This window comes from Myroides profundi (assembly GCF_000833025.1).
Classification (GTDB): domain Bacteria; phylum Bacteroidota; class Bacteroidia; order Flavobacteriales; family Flavobacteriaceae; genus Flavobacterium; species Flavobacterium profundi_A.
This window is the reverse complement of sequence record NZ_CP010817.1, coordinates 2708394-2726057: the sequence shown is the minus strand read 5'-3', so window position 1 is coordinate 2726057 and position 17664 is coordinate 2708394. Positions and strand designations below refer to the sequence as shown.

The window sequence follows — 17664 nt, the reverse complement described above, 5'->3', positions numbered from 1 at the left end:
GGGTAGGTAGGGCGATAAGTTTTATTTATAGATGTTTCTAAATATAAAATTAGTAATTTTGTAGGCAATTTAAATTAAAAGATAATAATGTTAACAGTTTCGAATCTGTCAGTTCAGTTTGGTAAACGAATTTTATTTGACGAAGTTAATGTAACTTTTACTCAAGGTAACTGCTACGGTATTATCGGTGCTAACGGTGCTGGTAAATCTACATTCTTAAAAATATTATCGGGAGATATCGACCCTACATCAGGCCATGTTTCTCTAGAACCAGGAAAACGTATGTCAGTTCTTAATCAGAACCACAATATGTTTGACGAATATACAGTTCTTGAAACTGTAATGATGGGTAATAAAGATTTGTATAAAGTTAAGAAAGAGATGGATGAGCTTTACTTAAACTATACAGACGAAAATGCTGATCGTATCGGAGAATTACAGATCCGTTTTGATGAAATGGATGGTTGGAATGCTGAATCAGCTGCAGCTACGATGTTGTCTAACTTAGGTATATCTGAAGACTTTCATTATACACCTATGGCTGAGATGGATGCTAAGTTAAAAGTACGTGTATTATTAGCACAGGCTTTATTTGGTAATCCTGATGTGTTGATTATGGATGAGCCTACCAACGACTTGGACTTTGAGACAATCGCTTGGTTAGAGAATTTCTTAGCTCATTATGAAAACACAGTATTAGTAGTATCTCACGACCGTCACTTCTTAGATGCTGTGTGTACGCATGTATCTGATATTGACTTCGGTAAGATTAACCATTACTCAGGTAACTATACATTCTGGTACGAATCAAGTCAATTAGCAGCTAAACAAAGAGCTCAACAAAATAAGAAAGCTGAAGAGAAAAAGGCTGAATTAGAAGAGTTTATCCGTCGTTTTAGTGCGAACGTTGCGAAGTCAAAACAAGCAACTTCTCGTAAGAAGATGATTGACAAATTAAAATTAGATGATATTAAGCCATCTTCTAGAAGATACCCAGCTATTATATTTGATACAGATAGAGAAGCAGGAGATCAGATTTTAAATATCGAAGGATTATCTGCTTCTATTGATGGAGAGGTATTATTTAAAGATATCGACCTAAATATGGCTAAAGGAGATAAACTAGTAGTTATCTCTAAAGACTCACGTGCTACTACAGCGTTCTACGAAATCTTAAATGGTAAGAGAGAGGCTGATGCAGGTAAGTTTGAGTGGGGAATCACTACAACACAATCTTATTTGCCAGTAGAGAACCACGAGTTTTTTGACAATGACTTGACATTAGTAGACTGGTTACGTCAATGGGCTAAGACAGAAGAAGAAAGAGATGAAGTATATGTACGTGGATTCTTAGGTAAGATGATCTTCTCTGGAGAAGAGGCACTTAAGACAGGTCGTGTATTATCAGGAGGAGAGAAGGTACGTTGTATGTTATCTCGTATGATGATGATGAGAGCTAACGTATTAATGTTAGATGAACCTACGAACCACTTAGACCTTGAGTCTATTACTGCATTCAATAATACATTGAAAAACTTTAAGGGAACAATCTTACTAACTACGCATGACCACGAGTTTGCACAGACAGTAGGTACACGTATTCTAGAGTTAACTCCTAATGGGGCTATCGATAGATATATGACGTTCGACGATTACTTAGATGATCCAAAAGTAAAAGAATTAAGAGCAAAAATGTACTAAGAATACATTTATAGATAAAAATGAAAAGGGCTGTTTGCATTGCAAATAGCCCTTTTTTTAGGCAATTATTTGTGTTTTGAGGAGTATTATTCCTTAGAATAAGATATTATATATAAATTTTAAGAATTCTTTATTATAGACTGCCATATGAAATGGTAAATTTGCCAATAACCTTTGTAAATGAAGGGAAACATAATAAATAAAAGTAAAATGAAAAAGACATTAGTATTACTAGGTGCTGTTTTAGCATTAACAGCTGTAAGCTGCAAGACAGCGGGAGAAATTACTACTGTAACGGTAGAGAAAAAAGTAGATATGAGTAAAAAATTAGAAGGAGAATGGGTATTGAGCTCTATTACAACTCCAGAAACTTCTGGTAAAGATATGAGTACTCTTTTCTCAATGAAGAAACCAAGTTTGAAATTTGAGGTAAAAGATAAAAAGGTATATGGAAACGATGGATGTAATAATATCCATGGAAGTTTTGAAGCAAAAGAAGGAAACGCTATCAAACTAGGAGATAAGATGGCTTCTACGATGATGTTCTGCGAAGGAGTAGCTGATAGAGAATTTATGGATGCACTAAAGTCTGTAACTCATTATGATATTTTAGATACTCAGTTAATTATGCGCTCTGGAGATATCGTTGTGCTAACATTTACAAAAAAGTAATATAATCTATTTAGATTATTGATTCTATAAGGCTGATCTAAGGTGTATCTTTAGATCAGTTTTTTTATCAGTATAATGGAATAAGGAGTATTTTATTTAATTTATTTTTTATAAATGAAAGACAAAAAAAGGCAGTATTTTAGAGTTGAATATTTAAATATTTATAATAAGGCATAAAATCAGCAGTATTACTGATTTGGTTTTGCACATTTGGCGACTTTTTAATTGAATAATTGTAGTGAATGTTAGAATAAATTAGTATTATAATATGTTAATTTATGTGATTCTGTAGTGAAAAGTGAATTGTTGATGAAGTGGTTAATAATTATTTGTTATCATAGTGAATACTCTTACAAAAATATATAATTTTGTCGCCGTATGAAGGAATTGTGGGGACTTAGTACTTCATGCGATTTTATTCCCTTTCCTAATAAACGCGTTTGCTTTTGGCTAAGTATTGTATGAATAAAAGTCTATAAACGAAATGTTCTTTTGCGTTAATACATTACGGAAAGGGATTTTTTTTAAATTATATATTGACCAGATTATAATGGTCTTATTATCAGGAATTAAAAGTACTACATTTTAAATAAATTGAGTACTTCTTCATGAGGTTTTATTGTTTCTATAAAACTAAATCCCAATCTCGTTAGCAGTTTAATCGAACTCTTGTTATCTGGAAGAGTTGTCGCATATAAAGTTTTGTACTGCTCATTCTCTCTTATTTTATTGATGATATAATGTGTTGCTTCATAGGCATATCCTAATCCTATGTAAGTCGGAATGAAGGCAAAACCTATATCATGATGGTCTAAGTAATCTCGTTTAATTAGAGAGATTAATCCTATCGCTTTATGATCCTCTTTTCTATGCACCACCCAGTATTGATACTGTGGATTATCTAATATACTCTGTATGTACATCTGTGCATCTATTGTAGTATAGACATTTCTATTACCTATGTATTTAAGCCATCCAGGGGTGTTGACTAACTCTATAATGAAAGAATTATCACGATGAGATAGTGGAGTTATAATTAGTCTGTCTGTATTATCCATAGGGTAATATGATTTAGATTTTGGCAAAACTAAAATAATACTATTTCTTTAATATTGAGATAGATAATTTGCGTTTAAGAACTTTATTCTATGTGTTTCACTATTTATTATGAGGTAAACATAAAAGCATTTAGTAGATAACTTGTATATTCGTAAGTACTAATAGGGAGAATATGAAAGTTTTAGTTATTGAAGACGAAAAAGAGCTTAGAGAGATTATAAAAGAATCTTTAGAAAAAGAGTTCTACGTGGTCGAGATGGCTAGTAGTTATAAGATGGGAATAGAGAAGCTGTCAGGGTATGATTATGACTGTATTTTACTAGATATCATGTTACCAGATGGAAATGGAATAGACCTACTACGTGAGATCAAATCGATGGGAAAAGCAGATTCGGTTATTATCATATCGGCCAAAGACTCTATTGATGATAAAGTATTAGGCTTAGAGTTAGGAGCAGATGATTATCTCACTAAGCCATTTCATTTATCAGAATTATTAGCTCGTATTAAATCTGTGTTGAGGAGAAAGAATCAACAGGGATTCCAAAGTGTAAAATGGAATAATATAGAGATTTTTATAGATGAGAGAACTGTGGTAGTAGAAGGGAGTACTATGGTACTTAATAATAAAGAGTTTGAGTTATTATACTATTTTGTGGTTAATGCGAATAGGTTAGTGACTAAATCTTCTATTGCAGAGCATATATGGGGAGATAATATGGATGAGGCAGATAGTTATGATTTTGTATACTCTCAGGTCAAAAACTTGCGCAAGAAACTAAAAAGTCATCATGCAGAAGTGAATATTCAGTCTGTGTATGGGATGGGGTATAAATTAGTTAATGAATAGAGGATGAAGCTACATAACTATACACTTAGGTATTTATCTATTGGTATTGTGATAGTCCTTACTGTGTGGGTGCTTATATTCTATGCATTCATGACAGAAGAGGTATATGATAATATAGATGATGGACTGAAAAACTCTAAAAGTGAGATTGTAAAAAAAGCGTATAATAATCCTAGTATTACTAGTATACAGTCATTTGGAGCGAGTGGATTTAGAATTACGCCATTAGCACCAGGAGAGTATTCTAGAAAGAATGTGTTCACCACAGAGATGATCTATATGGATGTAGATGATAATGAGGAACCTGTACGTATGCTGACCACTACTTTTGAAGATAAGAATGGAGATAATTTTTTATTAGAGATACGTACTTCTACTATAGAAGCAGATGATTTATTAGGAGATTTTGGTATTGCTGTTGGTGCATTATATCTGATGTTGATTATCAGTATATTCTTAATTAACTACTTTATTTTGAGAAAAGTAGTGTGGGGTTCATTTTATAAACTACTTGACAACCTGAAGAATTATACAATAGGTAAAGAAGTGATAACGGAAGAGACGAAGATACCTATTCGAGAATTTGCAGACCTTCAATTAGAAATCAATAAGATGATAAGGCGTATAGAGAACACCTTTGAACAACAGAAGACCTTCGTTTCTAATGCTGCTCATGAGTCTCAGACTCCTCTAGCGATTATGAGTAATAAACTAGAGCTAATGGCTGAAAAGGAAGAGTTGAGCGAAGAACAGATGATACAAATACAATCTATTCATCAGACGCTGAGAAGGCTTATCAAGCTGAATAAATCTCTTCTTATGTTAACGAAAATAGAGAATAAGCAGTTTGTAAATTATCAGGACGTTAATTTTAATGATATCATTAAGGAGATAATAGATGATTTTGAAGAGTTCTTTGAGTATAAAGCGATCAGTATATCAATGAAGGAAGATGTTCAACCTTTTATTGTAAAGATGGATAAGGGACTGTCTATTACTCTTGTGCAGAATTTGCTGAAGAATGCATTAACTCATAATGTACAGGGAGGAGAGGTAGAAGTAGAGATGACAGAACATTATTTTAGAATTAGCAATACCAGTCTAATTCCTACTCCATTAGACGAGAATTTAATATACAATAGATTCTTTAGAAGTACTACGAATGAGCAGTCTACAGGACTTGGTCTTGCTCTAGTACAGACTATTATAAAAGTAACAGATAATTTATCTATCAAGTACCATTTTAATGATAAGCATTGTTTTACAGTTTATCACACAGACTATCAACGGTAGTAATAAAGTATTATAAGATTTAAAAGGGACAATCCATAAGGGCTGTCCCTTTCTTTATTTGAATTAGTTATATTTCTTTTTAAAATATGATTATTCCTAATTATTCCCAATTCTTTCCAGATTGTGTTCCTAAGTTTGTCTTGTAAAACTAAAAAGAGAATTACTATGAAAAGTTTAAAAACATTATTTGCAGGACTATTTATGTCAATAGCTTTATTAGCTTCACAATCGACATTAGCGAAAGATGTAATCATCATTAAGAGTGAATTACCTACGAAAGCAAGTAGTTTTATAGATACTTACTTTAAAGATAAAGAAGTGAGTAAGGTAGAGAAAGATATAGATTTCTTATCTGTGTCATATAAAGTGACATTTACAGATAATGTAGAGGTAGAATTTGATAAATCTGGTGAATGGGATGAAGTAGATGGAAACACCACTACATTACCTACAGGCTTTATTCTTGCTCCAATAGTGACTTATGTAGCGGATCATTATAAAGGAGAGACGATTACTAAAATAGAAAAAGAAACTCGAAAATATGAAGTGAAATTAAGTAATGGAGTAGAATTAGAGTTTTCAAAAGATGGGAAATTTAAAAGAATAGATCAATAAATAATAAAAAGAAAAAGAAATGAAGAAAAGAAAAATTGCATTAGCTTTAATGTTAGCAGTAGCGCTAGGTTTCACAGCATGTAGTAGTGATGATAATGGAAAAGAGCACAAAGTAGAAAAAATCACTGAAGAGCAATTACCAGCTAATTCTAAGAGCTTTTTAAAGACAGTATTTCCAAATTCGTCTCTTAGACATGCTACTAAAGTAACTACTCCTAATTATTATGGTTCTCTATATGCTACTCAGTTAGACAATAGAGTAGAAATAGATTTTGATAAGGCTGGAAATTGGACAGAAGTAGAAATGGAGGATGACTCTGCTATACCAGTTGAGTTTTTAAAGAGTGAAGTAGCTCATATCTATGATTATATAGTTAAGAATTATAAAGGGATCTCTATTACTGAGATAGATAGAGATATGAAAAGAGGATATGAAGTAAAGCTTAGCTCAGGTTTAGAGTTGATTTTTAATACTAAACAAGAGTTTGTAGGTGTTGACTTAGATCTAGATAGAGATGAGGAGTTAATCTCAGGTACTGATTTACCACAGAAAGCACAAGACTTCCTAAAAACTCACTTTACAGGAGTAGAGCTTGTTTTAGTGAAGAAAGAGCTAGATAGAGCAGGAGATGAGTATAAAGTATATTTAGCGAATGGTGTAAAGGTAGAATTTACTGCTACAGGTGAGTGGAAAGAGATAGAAGCGAAGAGAAATGTAGTAATTCCATCTACGGTAATCCCTGAAGTAATGAATGCTTATATCGTTAAGAACTATAATAAATTCCATATTGAAAGTATAGAGAAAGAACACAATACTTATCAAGTAGAATTAGTAAACGGATTACAAGAAATAGAGTTAGTATTCGATCAAGAAGGAAACTTCTTACGAATAGATAACTAATTGATACAGTAATACAGAAAGAGCTACCCTGAGGTAGCTCTTTTTTATTTTTCAGAAAGTAAGCTCTCTTTTAAAAGTAATGCCTGACTCCTAGATTTTACGTCTAGCTTTGTATAGGCATTGCTAACATGGTGTTTGGTTGTACTAAGAGATATAGATAGTTTTTCTGCAATTTCTTGATTAGACAAACCATTCCATATCCCTATAATAACGTCTATTTCTCGATCTGTACAGAGGTATTTCTCTCTTAAGAGCTCTTGAAGAGATTGTTCTTTTAAAGGGCTTTTTTCTGTGTGATTATTTGCGGTTTTTTCTCTATGTTCTAAATCCTTGTGTGCTTTTTGTAATTGATTAGCCTTAAGGGATTCTAATTCATTTTTAAGAGACTCATGATCCGCTTTAAGCTTCTTTGCTTTGATCCATAAGGAATAACTTGCCAGAGTAAATGCTATACTATAGATGATACGTATCTTATCCTTGTCTACAAATGAAAGATAGTAGTTACCAGGAAATATGGAAAGATAATATGTCATTGAAGTCAGTGCGATTACACTAAATGAATAGGTAATAAAACGAACAGACATATCCTCTTTATAATACTTTAAGACAAGTGCTAAAGTGATTATCGTGGACACTAGTGTACTACATACTATGATGATGAAATACAGTGAGTTATTTGTTTGATAAAGTAAAGTCCCTAATACAATGTATAATAACACTTGAAGGGAATAGAAGTATTTCAGTTTTGTAGGTAATCTCTGTATATCTAAAAAGTAGTATATAAATAATGAGAAAATAAGACAACTAATAGGCATAAATATTGCCAATATCAGTAACTCATTGCATTGCTTGTTATATAAAAAATAGAGTACCCCATCTTCTACTAAGTATATAATAAAGACAGATATGATATATATACAATAAATAAGGATAACCTTTTCTTTAAATAGTGAGTATAAACCAAAGGTTAGCGCTATAGAAAGTAAAAATAAACTATAAAAGATCTCTATTTTGATCATCGTATTAAGCATAATACTTCTATACTCTGCACGCTCCACAAGTATAAAATTCCCATAATGAACATAGGAAGATTTCGATTTAAAATAGATTATCTCATAATCAGTGATAAAATGATTCTCTTGATATTGAGGACTTATTTTTCCACCTTCTAAGTCAGTATTTATATTTGTTTTTTCCCATTGACCTTTTTGTTTTGCATAAATATTATAATTATTTACGTGAATGGTAGGAAATTGTAATATAAGTGGCTTGTTTAATAAATTTTGAGGGATGGTTATTTTTAACCAAGTGTTTCCTTCTTTATCCTTAGAATATTGTGTAGTTGAGTCATGATCTAGTGCCTCGAATTTTAATTGGTTTATTGTAAAATTAAATTGCTCATTGTTAGTTTGGCTTAAACAATAAGTCGTAGGTGTGAGTAGTAGTAAAACTAGTAATATCTGTAATATACTCTTGTTTTTACGACTGTGTAAGGCATTCATGTTTTGTTAGTCAGTGATTTAAGGCGCAAAAATAGTTATTTTTTAATAATTAAAGTTCGCACCTTGAAGTTTTATGGCAAAGTGTACTTTTTTTTGATTAAAATGATCATAATATCTTTTTTTTCATAAAAAAAGATATGGTACTTTAGTACTAGTACTGTGTTATATTGTTTATTATTAACATGTTAAATGGTGTTTTTTAGAGGTAATTTGGTACTTTAGTATGAAGCAATTATTAGAAGCTTTTCCTATATTTGTTATTCAAAACAACAAATTTTTAATTCGGAAAGCTTTACATTTAGCTAGCTCAGTGTAGAGTATTTTGCAAAGAATTTTTTCTGAGCAATTGTATTTTCCCCACCTGCAGCACATTCAATTCTTTTCCCTAAAGAATTTGTGCTGCAGTTTTTTTTGCAATATCCTTAACTTTAGATGCAAGATTCTAATAAACTTATACTTTATCTAGTAGTATTTTAAATGTAGATGTAGTGTATTTGTCTCAGTTGTTTATTAGGTTTATATGAGGTGTTCCCTAAAAAATAAAGCTGCTTTACGGAATTCCTTATTTAAAAAGCAATGAGACTACTTATATTTGTACATCAATTAAAGCTAATTGTGGCATTATGTGGAAAAAAGGTACATTATTCGAATAATGTGCTACGTTAAATATTTACTCCTCGTATTATTTTACCAATAATAAAACTGTTTTTTAAAAATAAAATAATATTTATTTGGTTTTATATTCGTGATATTTGATATTTTTTAATCTTCATTTAACATAAATAGAATATAATTAGTAAATTTGTATCCTAATTTAGGAAAATAAAAAAAGATATAAGATATAATCTAGTTTATAAATGGTTAATAAATTGTTTTATTACTATTTAAAAACTAGGCAAAAAAGAAGAAGTATGAAAATTGGAATAACTTTTAGCGCATTTGACTTATTGCACGCTGGGCACGTGAAGATGTTAGAAGATGCAAAACGTCAATGTGACTTTTTAATTGTAGGATTACAGACTGATCCTACTTTAGATAGACCTGAAAAAAACAAACCAACTCAATCAGTAGTAGAAAGATATATTCAACTTAAGGGATGTAAGTTTGTTGATGAGATTGTACCTTATGCTACAGAACAAGATTTAGAAGATATCTTAAGATCATTTAAAATTGACGTTCGTATTTTAGGAGATGAGTATCAAGACAAGAATTTTACAGGACGTAAATATTGTGAAGAGAAAGGAATAGAGCTTTACTTTAATAGTCGTGATCACCGTTTTTCTAGTAGCTTATTGAGAAAAGAAGTTGCAGAAAAAGAGAATAGTAAGTTAGTGAAGATAGGATAGAACTATCTTTAGTATGAGATATATAAAGCACAATTGAGTAATCAGTTGTGCTTTTTTATTGTTGGGTATCTCTTACCTTGGCATTGATTTAAATTAATCTGTTTGTAGATTTAACTATAAATAATACAATATTTAACAGATTAGTTTGTGTTTTTTTTGTAATTTGCTACTAACTAATAACGACAATAACTTTTTTTTCTATATGAAATAAGAGTTGTTAATTAAAAAGAAAAAGAAATGAAAAAAGTTTTAAGTTTAATCGTTGTATTTTTTGGTTTAATGACTGTAACTATGGCACAGACAATCACAAGAACAGATGTATCTATTTTCCCTGCTCCAGAGAAAGGATATAAGCAAGTAGTAATTGAAGTACCTCACTCTTCTAAAGATGATAGTAAGAAGATCGAGTTTACAGTAGGTAAAATGATGGAGGTAGACGGATGTAATCATTTTAACTTAATGGGGACATTAGAAGAGAAAGATCTTCAAGGTTGGGGATATAGCTATTTTGTATTCACAACGAAAGGAGATGTAGCTTCTACGATGATGGGATGCCCTGATGCAGCTAAGAGAAACTTATTTGTAAGTGGACAACCTCATTTAACACGTTATAATGGTAAATTACCTATCGTAGTATACGTTCCAGAAGAATATGAAGTAAGATTCAAAATTTACACTACAGACGGTGACGAATACAAAGCAAGTGAAGTAAGAAGAAAAAAATAAACCAACTATTAGGAGATGAGTCTTCCTTATCTTTTAATAATGGTTCATAAGAATAAAGCCTCTTAAGTAATTTTAAGAGGCTTTCTTTGTAGAATTATTATGGTGGTGTTAATTATAACCTTTAGCAATATCTTCTAAGAAGATCTTAAATGAAGTAGCTCCAGAACCTGATAAGAACCAAGCATCTGGATCTAGATAGATAACTTTATTCTGCTTATACGCATTTACTTTTTCCAGTAGTGCATTAGTGATATGAGTTGGCTTATTTGTATTTTGTACGATGGCATCTCTATCTATAATAAATAAGATATCAGGATTGTGTTCTAAGATAAACTCACTATTAATCATTTGTCCATGATTATTAGCAATCTCTGTGGTAATATTGGTTGCACTTTTTACACCGAAGTCTTTAAATATAAATCCATAACGCGTATTCTCGTCGAATAAGCGGAAGTTTCCTTCCGAGTGGATGATCACCATTGCTTTAGATTCACTTTTAGCAATAAGGGCTTTTAAATCACTTAAACGAGTATCTAAATCTTTTGATAACGCTTCTGCTTTTGATTCAACTTGATATATTTTGCCAAGTAGAAGAATATTGTCCTGTATGTACTTTAGATAGTTATCTCCTTTATTAGGGATACCTAACATTAAAGTAGGCGCTATTTTTACCATTTCATCATAATCTGCTGGGAAGGCGTTATCCATGAATACAAGGTCTGGATTTAGATTAGCAACAGCGTCAAAGTTTGGTTTAAATACTGCACCTACATCTACGATATTCTTATCCTTTTCGAGATGAGATAAATACTTAGGAGTGAATTCTTTTGCCATTCCCTGAAACGGAATTTGCAATTCGTTCATATTCTCCATAATTCCTCTTTCTAAGACAGCTACAGTTTTTGGTTGTATAGGTACTTGTACCGTTGTTCCATTGTTTTCTACTTCTATAAAATTAGAAGTTTCTGTTTCTTTTTGACTTTCTTTACAGCCTGTGATGGTTAGGGCTAGTAATGCAAAAGTTATTAATTGCTTTTTCATAAGTATTACTATTTTTTAGTTTTTGATTTTTTGTTACGACGACCCCACCAGACTAAGAATCCTGTGATAGGAAGACTAGTTGCGATAATACCCGCTAAGAATGTTGAGAACTTACCTAGCTGTCCCCACCATTGCCCCATATGTATCTGCCAAACTAAGTTGTCTACTTTATCGTAGATCTTTTGTTCTTTGCTATCATTCACCATTTCTCCACTAAATTTGTCAAAGTAAATAGCTTCCTTTCCTTCTTCACTTTTTAGACCAGCGTTAGTCCCTAAAAAGAAGGGGTATATACTTACATTGTCATAATTATAAGTCCAGATTCTGATGATTGTTTTATCTGGGTGTAGGTCAAATGCTTTTTGGATTAAAACATTCGTATCATAATAGGCTAAATCTTTAGTCGCTTCATGGTCTCTAGGATAGTCTTGTAAGGTATAGAACCACATTTTACCTTCTCCTCCGAATAAGCTGACTGTTCCTTTCATTAAAGGACTGAAGAAGATAAGCAAACCCGTCATTCCAAGTAGAAAGCAAATAATAGCACTATAGAAACCAAATACATTGTGTAGATCGTAATTTAGACGTTTAAACTTAGCTTTCCATTTAATCTTAAAACTGCTATCTCTAGTCGCTTTTGTCCATTTTTTAGGCCACCAAAGGACTAACCCAGTCAAGGTACTTAACACAAATATAATAGTAGAGATTGCTACTATCCAACCTCCCGTTTTACCCATTAAAAGATTAGAGTGAAGTTGTGCCATAACATAGAAGAAACTGATAGAATGATCTTGTTTTAGTATTTCTCCTGTATATGGGTTGATATAGATAAAACTTAGCTTTCGATCTTTTAAATCAACTGAGTTGATAACCCAGCTTTTAGAAGGATCTTTATCTACTACAATATAGGAAAAGCTATGACCAGGGAATTTCTCTTTGTGTAAGGCTGTAATCTCATCTATTTTTAGTGGAGTTCCTTTAGGTTCTACATAGCGAGCTTCCTTTCCTGCAGACCACTGCATGATTTCATCTCCATATATAATGATAGTCCCTGTAAGAGAGACGAATACCAATATAATACCAGCCACAATGCTAGGCCATAAATGTAACCAAGCAATGATTTTGGAGAAAGTTGATTTACCTTTTTTCTTCATGAGATAAGTAGACTTATAGTGATAGTGGGGAGTTACCTATAAAGTAAAACGGCTATAACTATGTTGTTTAAAAGTTATTTAGATTTAATTCAAATTGTTGTGATGCGAAAATAGTAGTAAATTTGCCTCATCATCTACGCAAAAAGTATTAATAAATCTACGAGTTATGAGTCTTTTATATCAGCAATATCAAGAGGTATTAAAGAATATTCCAAACCGCATTGAGTGGGGGAGTGGTGAACAGTACAAAGAGAGATATGGACAGTTTACCTTTAAAGGAATTCCTATTAAACAGAAGTTTATTGATCATCCCTACTTTATTATCTCTTATGGAGAGTGGAGTGTACCTACTCCTGTAGATGTCGCTGTTATTAACGAAAAGAGTACGTTCAAGCTCATGTTAGAGTTAGAGGGGTATTCCTGTTATTCTACTCCAAGAGAAACGATAGAGGTTCCACAGGATTGCTTTAATTTGCTTTATGTACCTCGTGTAAATGGACACTTGAAGTATAAAACAAATAGAAAGGTAGTAGAGGTTCTTTTTGATGAAGACTATTTTGCACAACTGGTAGAAACTAAAATACCTGCTTTGGCTTCTTTTTTAAATTTAGTTAAACAAGGAAAGACGACTACACTATTTGCAAAAGCAAAAACAATCCCTGTAGAGATACATCAGTTATTATTGAATATTTTACAGAGTGACGTTCATTCAGATTTGAAACTAGTTTATTTAGAGACTAAGGTAACAGAACTTTTACTGTTAAGTGTCCAAGAGTCTTTAGAGAGACAGGTGGCTCCGATAGAAGAGATCAAGTCTATGAATGATGCGGATAAGCTACTGCATATTAAAACTTGGATAGATAATCACTTTTTGCAAGACATTACATTCTCTATGTTGAGCCAGAGATTCTATATCAATGAGTATAAACTGAAGAAGTACTTTAAAAAATACTATGAGTCTTCTTTGATTAGATATGTAAGAGATTTGCGTTTTGAGTATGCATATCAGTTATTGTCTTCACAGAAATTCTCAGTCAATAAAGTTGCTGAATTACTTCACTATGAGTATCCTCAGCATTTTGCTATTGCATTTAAGAAGAAGTATGGCGTTCCTCCGAGTACTTTAATTCACCGAAAATAAGAGTGAAGAAATAAGACCTTGTGCTAATTAAATATTAAAAAGAAGTTATTATTTAGAGTTGATTTAAATTAGGAGGTCTTTTTAAGTACCTTTGTCACTTTCAATCAGTAGAATAGTAATAATTCTTTAGTTTGGTATCATGGTTAAAGAGACATTGATAAATGTAGGAGAGCGTTATGCTAGTCATGGCATAAAAGGGAATATACAGTTGTTAGATATGGAAGAGTTACATATCGATCACGTCTCTTTACAGCATAAGACTAGACAACAAAAAGAAGTACTAAGGGACCAGAAACACATTGAGCTTTTCTTTTTGTTTCAAGGAGAACACTATTATCAATCCAATAAAAAACAATGCGTCAATACTTCTACCGGACGTTTTAGTTTTTTTCATCTGCCTTATATCGATGGTTCTCTTGCTTTTAATCCTGTTGAAGAAAATTACAGTGCTATAGGTATAGAACTAACGTTACCTTATTTAGAGCGTGTATTTAATGGAGATCTAGAGCTGTTAGGAGACTTTGGCAAGTCTTTGTACAGTGAGAGAGAAAGTGCTTTTTCTTCTAACTTAATGATTGTTCCAGAGATGAAGAAGTTACTGTATGACTTAGTCAATAATTCTTATGATGGTATGATGAAGAAGATTTATATGGAGACCAAGATTGTAGAACTTCTTCTTTTAGTGATTAAGTATAGTGGAGATTATAAATATGAGATGGTAAGTGGTTCACTGACGAGGAGTGATGTTGATAAGTTATATTATGTCAGAGAGTTAGTGAGTAATAATCTTCAGAATCCATATTCTTTAAGAGAGCTTTCTAGATTGGCAGGAATCAATGAGTTTAAACTAAAAAGAGGGTTTAAAGAACTGTTCTCTACTACCATTTTTAATCATCTCTATGATGAGCGTATGGAGTTAGGGCAGAAGTTATTGATAGAACAAGATTTATCTATAGCAGATATCGCTCAACAAGTAGGGTATAAGAACCCTACCCATTTTACAGCTGCTTTTAAGCGTAAATTTAATGAGCTACCTAAAGATGTAAAGAGTGGTAATTTTGTCCAGTTTTAAGAATTAAGAGCCAATCTCTTTTTTGCTAAAAATAAACAGTGCAGAAGGAGGAAATATCAAAAGTAAGGTGATTGCTTTTAGTATTGTTCTACACTGTTCGAAGTAGCTAGTAATTGGGGTTACTAACCGAATTTTTTACTTCCAGCTACACATAGAATAACGCCTACAGTTACTGCAATCATAGCTGTGCTTACCTGTTCGTTTAAAAGACTCGCTGCAAGTGCTAGTCCAAAGAAAGGCTGTAATAACTGTAGTTGTCCTACAGAAGCAATACCTCCTTGTGCTAATCCTTTATACCAGAATACGAACCCCACAAACATACTAAATATTCCTAGATATGACACGCCTATCCATGCTTCTTTGCTTATTAGAGAAGGTACTTCAGGAGCTGTGATCAGCATAATCGGTATAGATACGGGAAGAGATAATACAACTGCCCAAGAGATAACTTGCCATCCGCCAAGAGATTTAGATAGTTTAGCTCCTTCAGCATAACTTAGTCCACATAATAAGATAGCGATAAGCATTAATATATCTCCTATAGGGGAACTTGTAACTCCTTGCATAAAGGCAAATCCCACTACTAATAGACATCCAAGTATAGAGAATAACCAGAAGATAGACTTTGGTTTTTCTCCACCCCTCCATACTGCAAATACAGCAGTACACATCGGTAAGGTACCTAAGAATACTAGTGAATGTGCTGAGGTGATATATTGTAACGCTAATGCGGATAATAAAGGAAATCCAATAACCCCGCCTATAGCGACTATAAATAAAGGCAATAACTGTTTTTTAGTAGGCCTTTTTTCTTTAAAGACAAGTAGACATAACAGTGCTAATATACCAGCAATACCTGCTCTAGCAGCTGTTACGAATATTGGGTTTAATTCTAGTACAGCTACTTTAGTAGCAGGCATAGAACCACTGAATAGAAGTACTCCTATGAATCCATTGATCCAACCACTTGTTGAAGTTTGTTGTGTTGAATCAATTACACTAGTTTGTTTCATTTTCTTGATGTTTTATTTTTTAACAAAAATATACTGTATTAGTATGTAGTACAGTATCAATTTTGTAATTTTGGAAGGACACAGTTGAGATTGTTATGGAACAGAATTATTTGTATTTGAATATAGCAGATGCTATTGCTAGTCAGATTAGAGCAGACGTACTAAGAGAAGGAGACAGACTTCCTTCTGTAAGAATGTTGTGCACAGAACATCAAATTAGTATGAATACAGCCAAACGAGTATATTTAGAACTAGAAACACAGGCATTAATAGAGTCTAAGCCTCAGTCAGGCTATTTTGTAAGTAATCTATCCTATACAGATATTCCTTTGCCTCAGCCGAGTAACCCTATCTTTTTAGCAAATAATAAGGAGCCTAAGGAGATTATTCGCAAGGTATATTCTAATATGGGAAATAGAAAGCTGACTTTGTTCTCGTATAGTACATTATATGATGAGTTTTTGCCTTTGGCCAAAATGAAGAAAGAGATTATAGCAGCCTCTAGATCATTAGTAGATGGAGGGATAGAATATGATTCTGTACAGGGCAATCTAAATTTGAGGAGAATGATCGCACAGCGTTCTATCACTTGGGGAGGTAGTCTAAAAGAAGAAGATATTATTACGACTAATGGAAGTATGAGCGCTATTTCGCTGTGTTTATTAGCATTGGGCAAACCTGGAGATACCATTGCAATAGAAAGCCCTTGCTACCCAGGTATCTTTCAGCTAGCTATTGATTTAGGATTTAAGGTGATTGAGTTACCCACAGATCCAGTTTCTGGTATTGATGTGCAGTCTCTTAGAGATGCAGTAGAGCATATTGATATGTGTCTATTGATCTCTAATTATAATACCCCATTAGGTAGTTGTATGCCAGATGAGAACAAGAAGGAAATAGTAGAACTCTTAGAGAGACACAATATCCCATTGATAGAGGATGATGTCTATGGAGATATGTATTTTGGTAATCAGCGCCCTAAATGTTGTAAAGCTTTTGATAAGACAGGTAATGTGATCTGGTGTAGTTCTGTATCTAAGACCTTGACTCCTGGATATCGTGTAGGGTGGGTTTCACCTGGTAAATATAAGAATAAGATCATGCATCAAAAGTTAGTGCATTTAATCTCTACACCTCCTTTAATGCAAGAAGCTGTAGCTAGTTTTATGCGCTCAGGTAATTATGATAAGCACCTGCGAAAGCTTAGAAAAGACATCTATAGCAATTATCAGAAATATTTGAATACCATTATTACTAGTTTTCCATTGGGTACTAAGGTTAATCGTCCTCAAGGTGGATTATCACTATGGATTGAGTTGGATCCTTCTATTGAGGCGATGGATTTATACGACTTAGCTATTGCAGAGGGCATTAGTATAGCCCCTGGTAGAATGTTTACAGTACAAGAACAATTCGAGAACTGTATCCGACTGTGCATAGGCCTACCTTGGTCAGAGGATGTAGAAGCTAAACTAAAAAGAGTAGGAGAGTTGAGTAAACAATTATTGAAAAAATAAGGTGATTTTTCGTTTTTGTATTTATAGTGATTTTGTTTTTTTGAAAATAAAAGTGGTTATG

The 17664-nt window shown here is 32.6% G+C and carries 16 protein-coding genes; 11 read left to right on the top strand and 5 right to left on the bottom strand.

Features of this window, described 5'->3' with window-relative positions; all coding sequences use genetic code 11:
* Nucleotides 1-87: 87 nt before the first annotated feature.
* Together MPR_RS12000 and MPR_RS11995 are read left to right on the top strand one after the other, a co-directional pair.
* Nucleotides 88-1701, top strand: a complete 1614-nt coding sequence (locus MPR_RS12000) for an ABC-F family ATP-binding cassette domain-containing protein (protein ID WP_041892920.1) — start codon at nt 88-90, stop codon at nt 1699-1701.
* Nucleotides 1702-1911: 210 nt separating this feature from the next.
* Complete coding sequence (locus tag MPR_RS11995; RefSeq protein WP_041892918.1) at nt 1912-2373, top strand: META domain-containing protein; 462 nt, start codon at nt 1912-1914, stop codon at nt 2371-2373.
* 578 nt (nt 2374-2951) lie between these two features.
* Here the strand turns inward: MPR_RS11995 and MPR_RS11990 are convergent.
* Nucleotides 2952-3431: a GNAT family N-acetyltransferase gene (locus MPR_RS11990; RefSeq protein WP_041892916.1), complete on the bottom strand. Its 480-nt coding sequence runs from the start codon at nt 3429-3431 to the stop codon at nt 2952-2954.
* A gap of 173 nt (nt 3432-3604) precedes the next feature.
* On the opposite strand from MPR_RS11990, the gene MPR_RS11985 reads away from it, so the two are divergent.
* From MPR_RS11985 to MPR_RS11970, 4 genes are all read left to right on the top strand, one after another.
* On the top strand, nt 3605-4282 hold the full coding sequence (locus MPR_RS11985) for a response regulator transcription factor (protein WP_041892914.1): 678 nt from the start codon (nt 3605-3607) through the stop codon (nt 4280-4282).
* A 3-nt stretch (nt 4283-4285) separates the two neighbouring features.
* On the top strand, nt 4286-5575 hold the full coding sequence (locus MPR_RS11980; protein ID WP_041892912.1) for a sensor histidine kinase: 1290 nt from the start codon (nt 4286-4288) through the stop codon (nt 5573-5575).
* Nucleotides 5576-5740: 165 nt separating this feature from the next.
* The gene (locus MPR_RS11975) at nt 5741-6190 is read left to right on the top strand and encodes a PepSY-like domain-containing protein (RefSeq protein ID WP_041892910.1); all 450 of its coding nucleotides are present in this window, start codon (nt 5741-5743) and stop codon (nt 6188-6190) included.
* A gap of 19 nt (nt 6191-6209) precedes the next feature.
* Nucleotides 6210-7091, top strand: coding sequence for a PepSY-like domain-containing protein (locus tag MPR_RS11970; protein ID WP_041892909.1), 882 nt, complete (start codon nt 6210-6212; stop codon nt 7089-7091).
* A gap of 44 nt (nt 7092-7135) precedes the next feature.
* Here MPR_RS11970 and MPR_RS11965 read toward each other — a convergent pair whose 3' ends face one another.
* The gene (locus tag MPR_RS11965; RefSeq protein ID WP_041892907.1) at nt 7136-8593 is read right to left on the bottom strand and encodes a LuxR C-terminal-related transcriptional regulator; all 1458 of its coding nucleotides are present in this window, start codon (nt 8591-8593) and stop codon (nt 7136-7138) included.
* Between the two features lie 911 nt (nt 8594-9504).
* On the opposite strand from MPR_RS11965, the gene MPR_RS11960 reads away from it, so the two are divergent.
* Together MPR_RS11960 and MPR_RS11955 are read left to right on the top strand one after the other, a co-directional pair.
* The gene (locus MPR_RS11960) at nt 9505-9939 is read left to right on the top strand and encodes an adenylyltransferase/cytidyltransferase family protein (protein ID WP_006258385.1); all 435 of its coding nucleotides are present in this window, start codon (nt 9505-9507) and stop codon (nt 9937-9939) included.
* A 237-nt stretch (nt 9940-10176) separates the two neighbouring features.
* On the top strand, nt 10177-10665 hold the full coding sequence (locus MPR_RS11955) for an ecotin (RefSeq protein ID WP_006264119.1): 489 nt from the start codon (nt 10177-10179) through the stop codon (nt 10663-10665).
* A 108-nt stretch (nt 10666-10773) separates the two neighbouring features.
* Here the strand turns inward: MPR_RS11955 and MPR_RS11950 are convergent, their stop codons facing one another.
* Both MPR_RS11950 and MPR_RS11945 read right to left on the bottom strand, forming a co-directional pair.
* Nucleotides 10774-11706, bottom strand: a complete 933-nt coding sequence (locus tag MPR_RS11950; RefSeq protein ID WP_041892904.1) for a siderophore ABC transporter substrate-binding protein — start codon at nt 11704-11706, stop codon at nt 10774-10776.
* A gap of 8 nt (nt 11707-11714) precedes the next feature.
* A complete protein-coding gene (locus tag MPR_RS11945) occupies nt 11715-12860 on the bottom strand; it encodes a PepSY-associated TM helix domain-containing protein (protein WP_041892902.1) in 1146 nt (381 codons plus the stop codon).
* A gap of 166 nt (nt 12861-13026) precedes the next feature.
* Between MPR_RS11945 and MPR_RS11940 the strand changes: the two genes are divergently transcribed.
* Entirely contained in the window at nt 13027-14001 is a 975-nt protein-coding gene (locus MPR_RS11940; RefSeq protein ID WP_041892900.1) for a helix-turn-helix domain-containing protein, read from the top strand.
* Nucleotides 14002-14140: 139 nt separating this feature from the next.
* The gene (locus MPR_RS11935; protein ID WP_041892898.1) at nt 14141-15073 is read left to right on the top strand and encodes a helix-turn-helix transcriptional regulator; all 933 of its coding nucleotides are present in this window, start codon (nt 14141-14143) and stop codon (nt 15071-15073) included.
* A gap of 122 nt (nt 15074-15195) precedes the next feature.
* On the opposite strand, the gene MPR_RS11930 is transcribed toward MPR_RS11935, so the two are convergent.
* Nucleotides 15196-16086 (bottom strand): DMT family transporter, encoded by an 891-nt coding sequence (locus MPR_RS11930; RefSeq protein ID WP_041892896.1) that lies wholly within the window; start codon nt 16084-16086, stop codon nt 15196-15198.
* A gap of 95 nt (nt 16087-16181) precedes the next feature.
* Between MPR_RS11930 and MPR_RS11925 the strand changes: the two genes are divergently transcribed.
* Entirely contained in the window at nt 16182-17603 is a 1422-nt protein-coding gene (locus tag MPR_RS11925) for an aminotransferase-like domain-containing protein (RefSeq protein WP_041892894.1), read from the top strand.
* The last annotated feature ends 61 nt before the right edge of the window (nt 17604-17664 follow it).

What these genes read in the sequence shown, in the direction of transcription:
- MPR_RS11955 (WP_006264119.1), top strand. Translation starts at nt 10,177, where the DNA reads ATGAAAAAAGTTTTAAGTTTAATCGTTGTATTTTTTGGTTTAATGACT.
- MPR_RS11995 (WP_041892918.1), top strand. Translation starts at nt 1,912, where the DNA reads ATGAAAAAGACATTAGTATTACTAGGTGCTGTTTTAGCATTAACAGCT.
- MPR_RS11925 (WP_041892894.1), top strand. Translation starts at nt 16,182, where the DNA reads ATGGAACAGAATTATTTGTATTTGAATATAGCAGATGCTATTGCTAGT.
- MPR_RS11985 (WP_041892914.1), top strand. Translation starts at nt 3,605, where the DNA reads ATGAAAGTTTTAGTTATTGAAGACGAAAAAGAGCTTAGAGAGATTATA.
- MPR_RS11935 (WP_041892898.1), top strand. Translation starts at nt 14,141, where the DNA reads ATGGTTAAAGAGACATTGATAAATGTAGGAGAGCGTTATGCTAGTCAT.
- MPR_RS11990 (WP_041892916.1), bottom strand. Translation starts at nt 3,431, where the DNA reads ATGGATAATACAGACAGACTAATTATAACTCCACTATCTCATCGTGAT.
- MPR_RS11940 (WP_041892900.1), top strand. Translation starts at nt 13,027, where the DNA reads ATGAGTCTTTTATATCAGCAATATCAAGAGGTATTAAAGAATATTCCA.
- MPR_RS11960 (WP_006258385.1), top strand. Translation starts at nt 9,505, where the DNA reads ATGAAAATTGGAATAACTTTTAGCGCATTTGACTTATTGCACGCTGGG.
- MPR_RS11950 (WP_041892904.1), bottom strand. Translation starts at nt 11,706, where the DNA reads ATGAAAAAGCAATTAATAACTTTTGCATTACTAGCCCTAACCATCACA.
- MPR_RS11970 (WP_041892909.1), top strand. Translation starts at nt 6,210, where the DNA reads ATGAAGAAAAGAAAAATTGCATTAGCTTTAATGTTAGCAGTAGCGCTA.
- MPR_RS11980 (WP_041892912.1), top strand. Translation starts at nt 4,286, where the DNA reads ATGAAGCTACATAACTATACACTTAGGTATTTATCTATTGGTATTGTG.
- MPR_RS12000 (WP_041892920.1), top strand. Translation starts at nt 88, where the DNA reads ATGTTAACAGTTTCGAATCTGTCAGTTCAGTTTGGTAAACGAATTTTA.
- MPR_RS11945 (WP_041892902.1), bottom strand. Translation starts at nt 12,860, where the DNA reads ATGAAGAAAAAAGGTAAATCAACTTTCTCCAAAATCATTGCTTGGTTA.
- MPR_RS11975 (WP_041892910.1), top strand. Translation starts at nt 5,741, where the DNA reads ATGAAAAGTTTAAAAACATTATTTGCAGGACTATTTATGTCAATAGCT.
- MPR_RS11965 (WP_041892907.1), bottom strand. Translation starts at nt 8,593, where the DNA reads ATGAATGCCTTACACAGTCGTAAAAACAAGAGTATATTACAGATATTA.
- MPR_RS11930 (WP_041892896.1), bottom strand. Translation starts at nt 16,086, where the DNA reads ATGAAACAAACTAGTGTAATTGATTCAACACAACAAACTTCAACAAGT.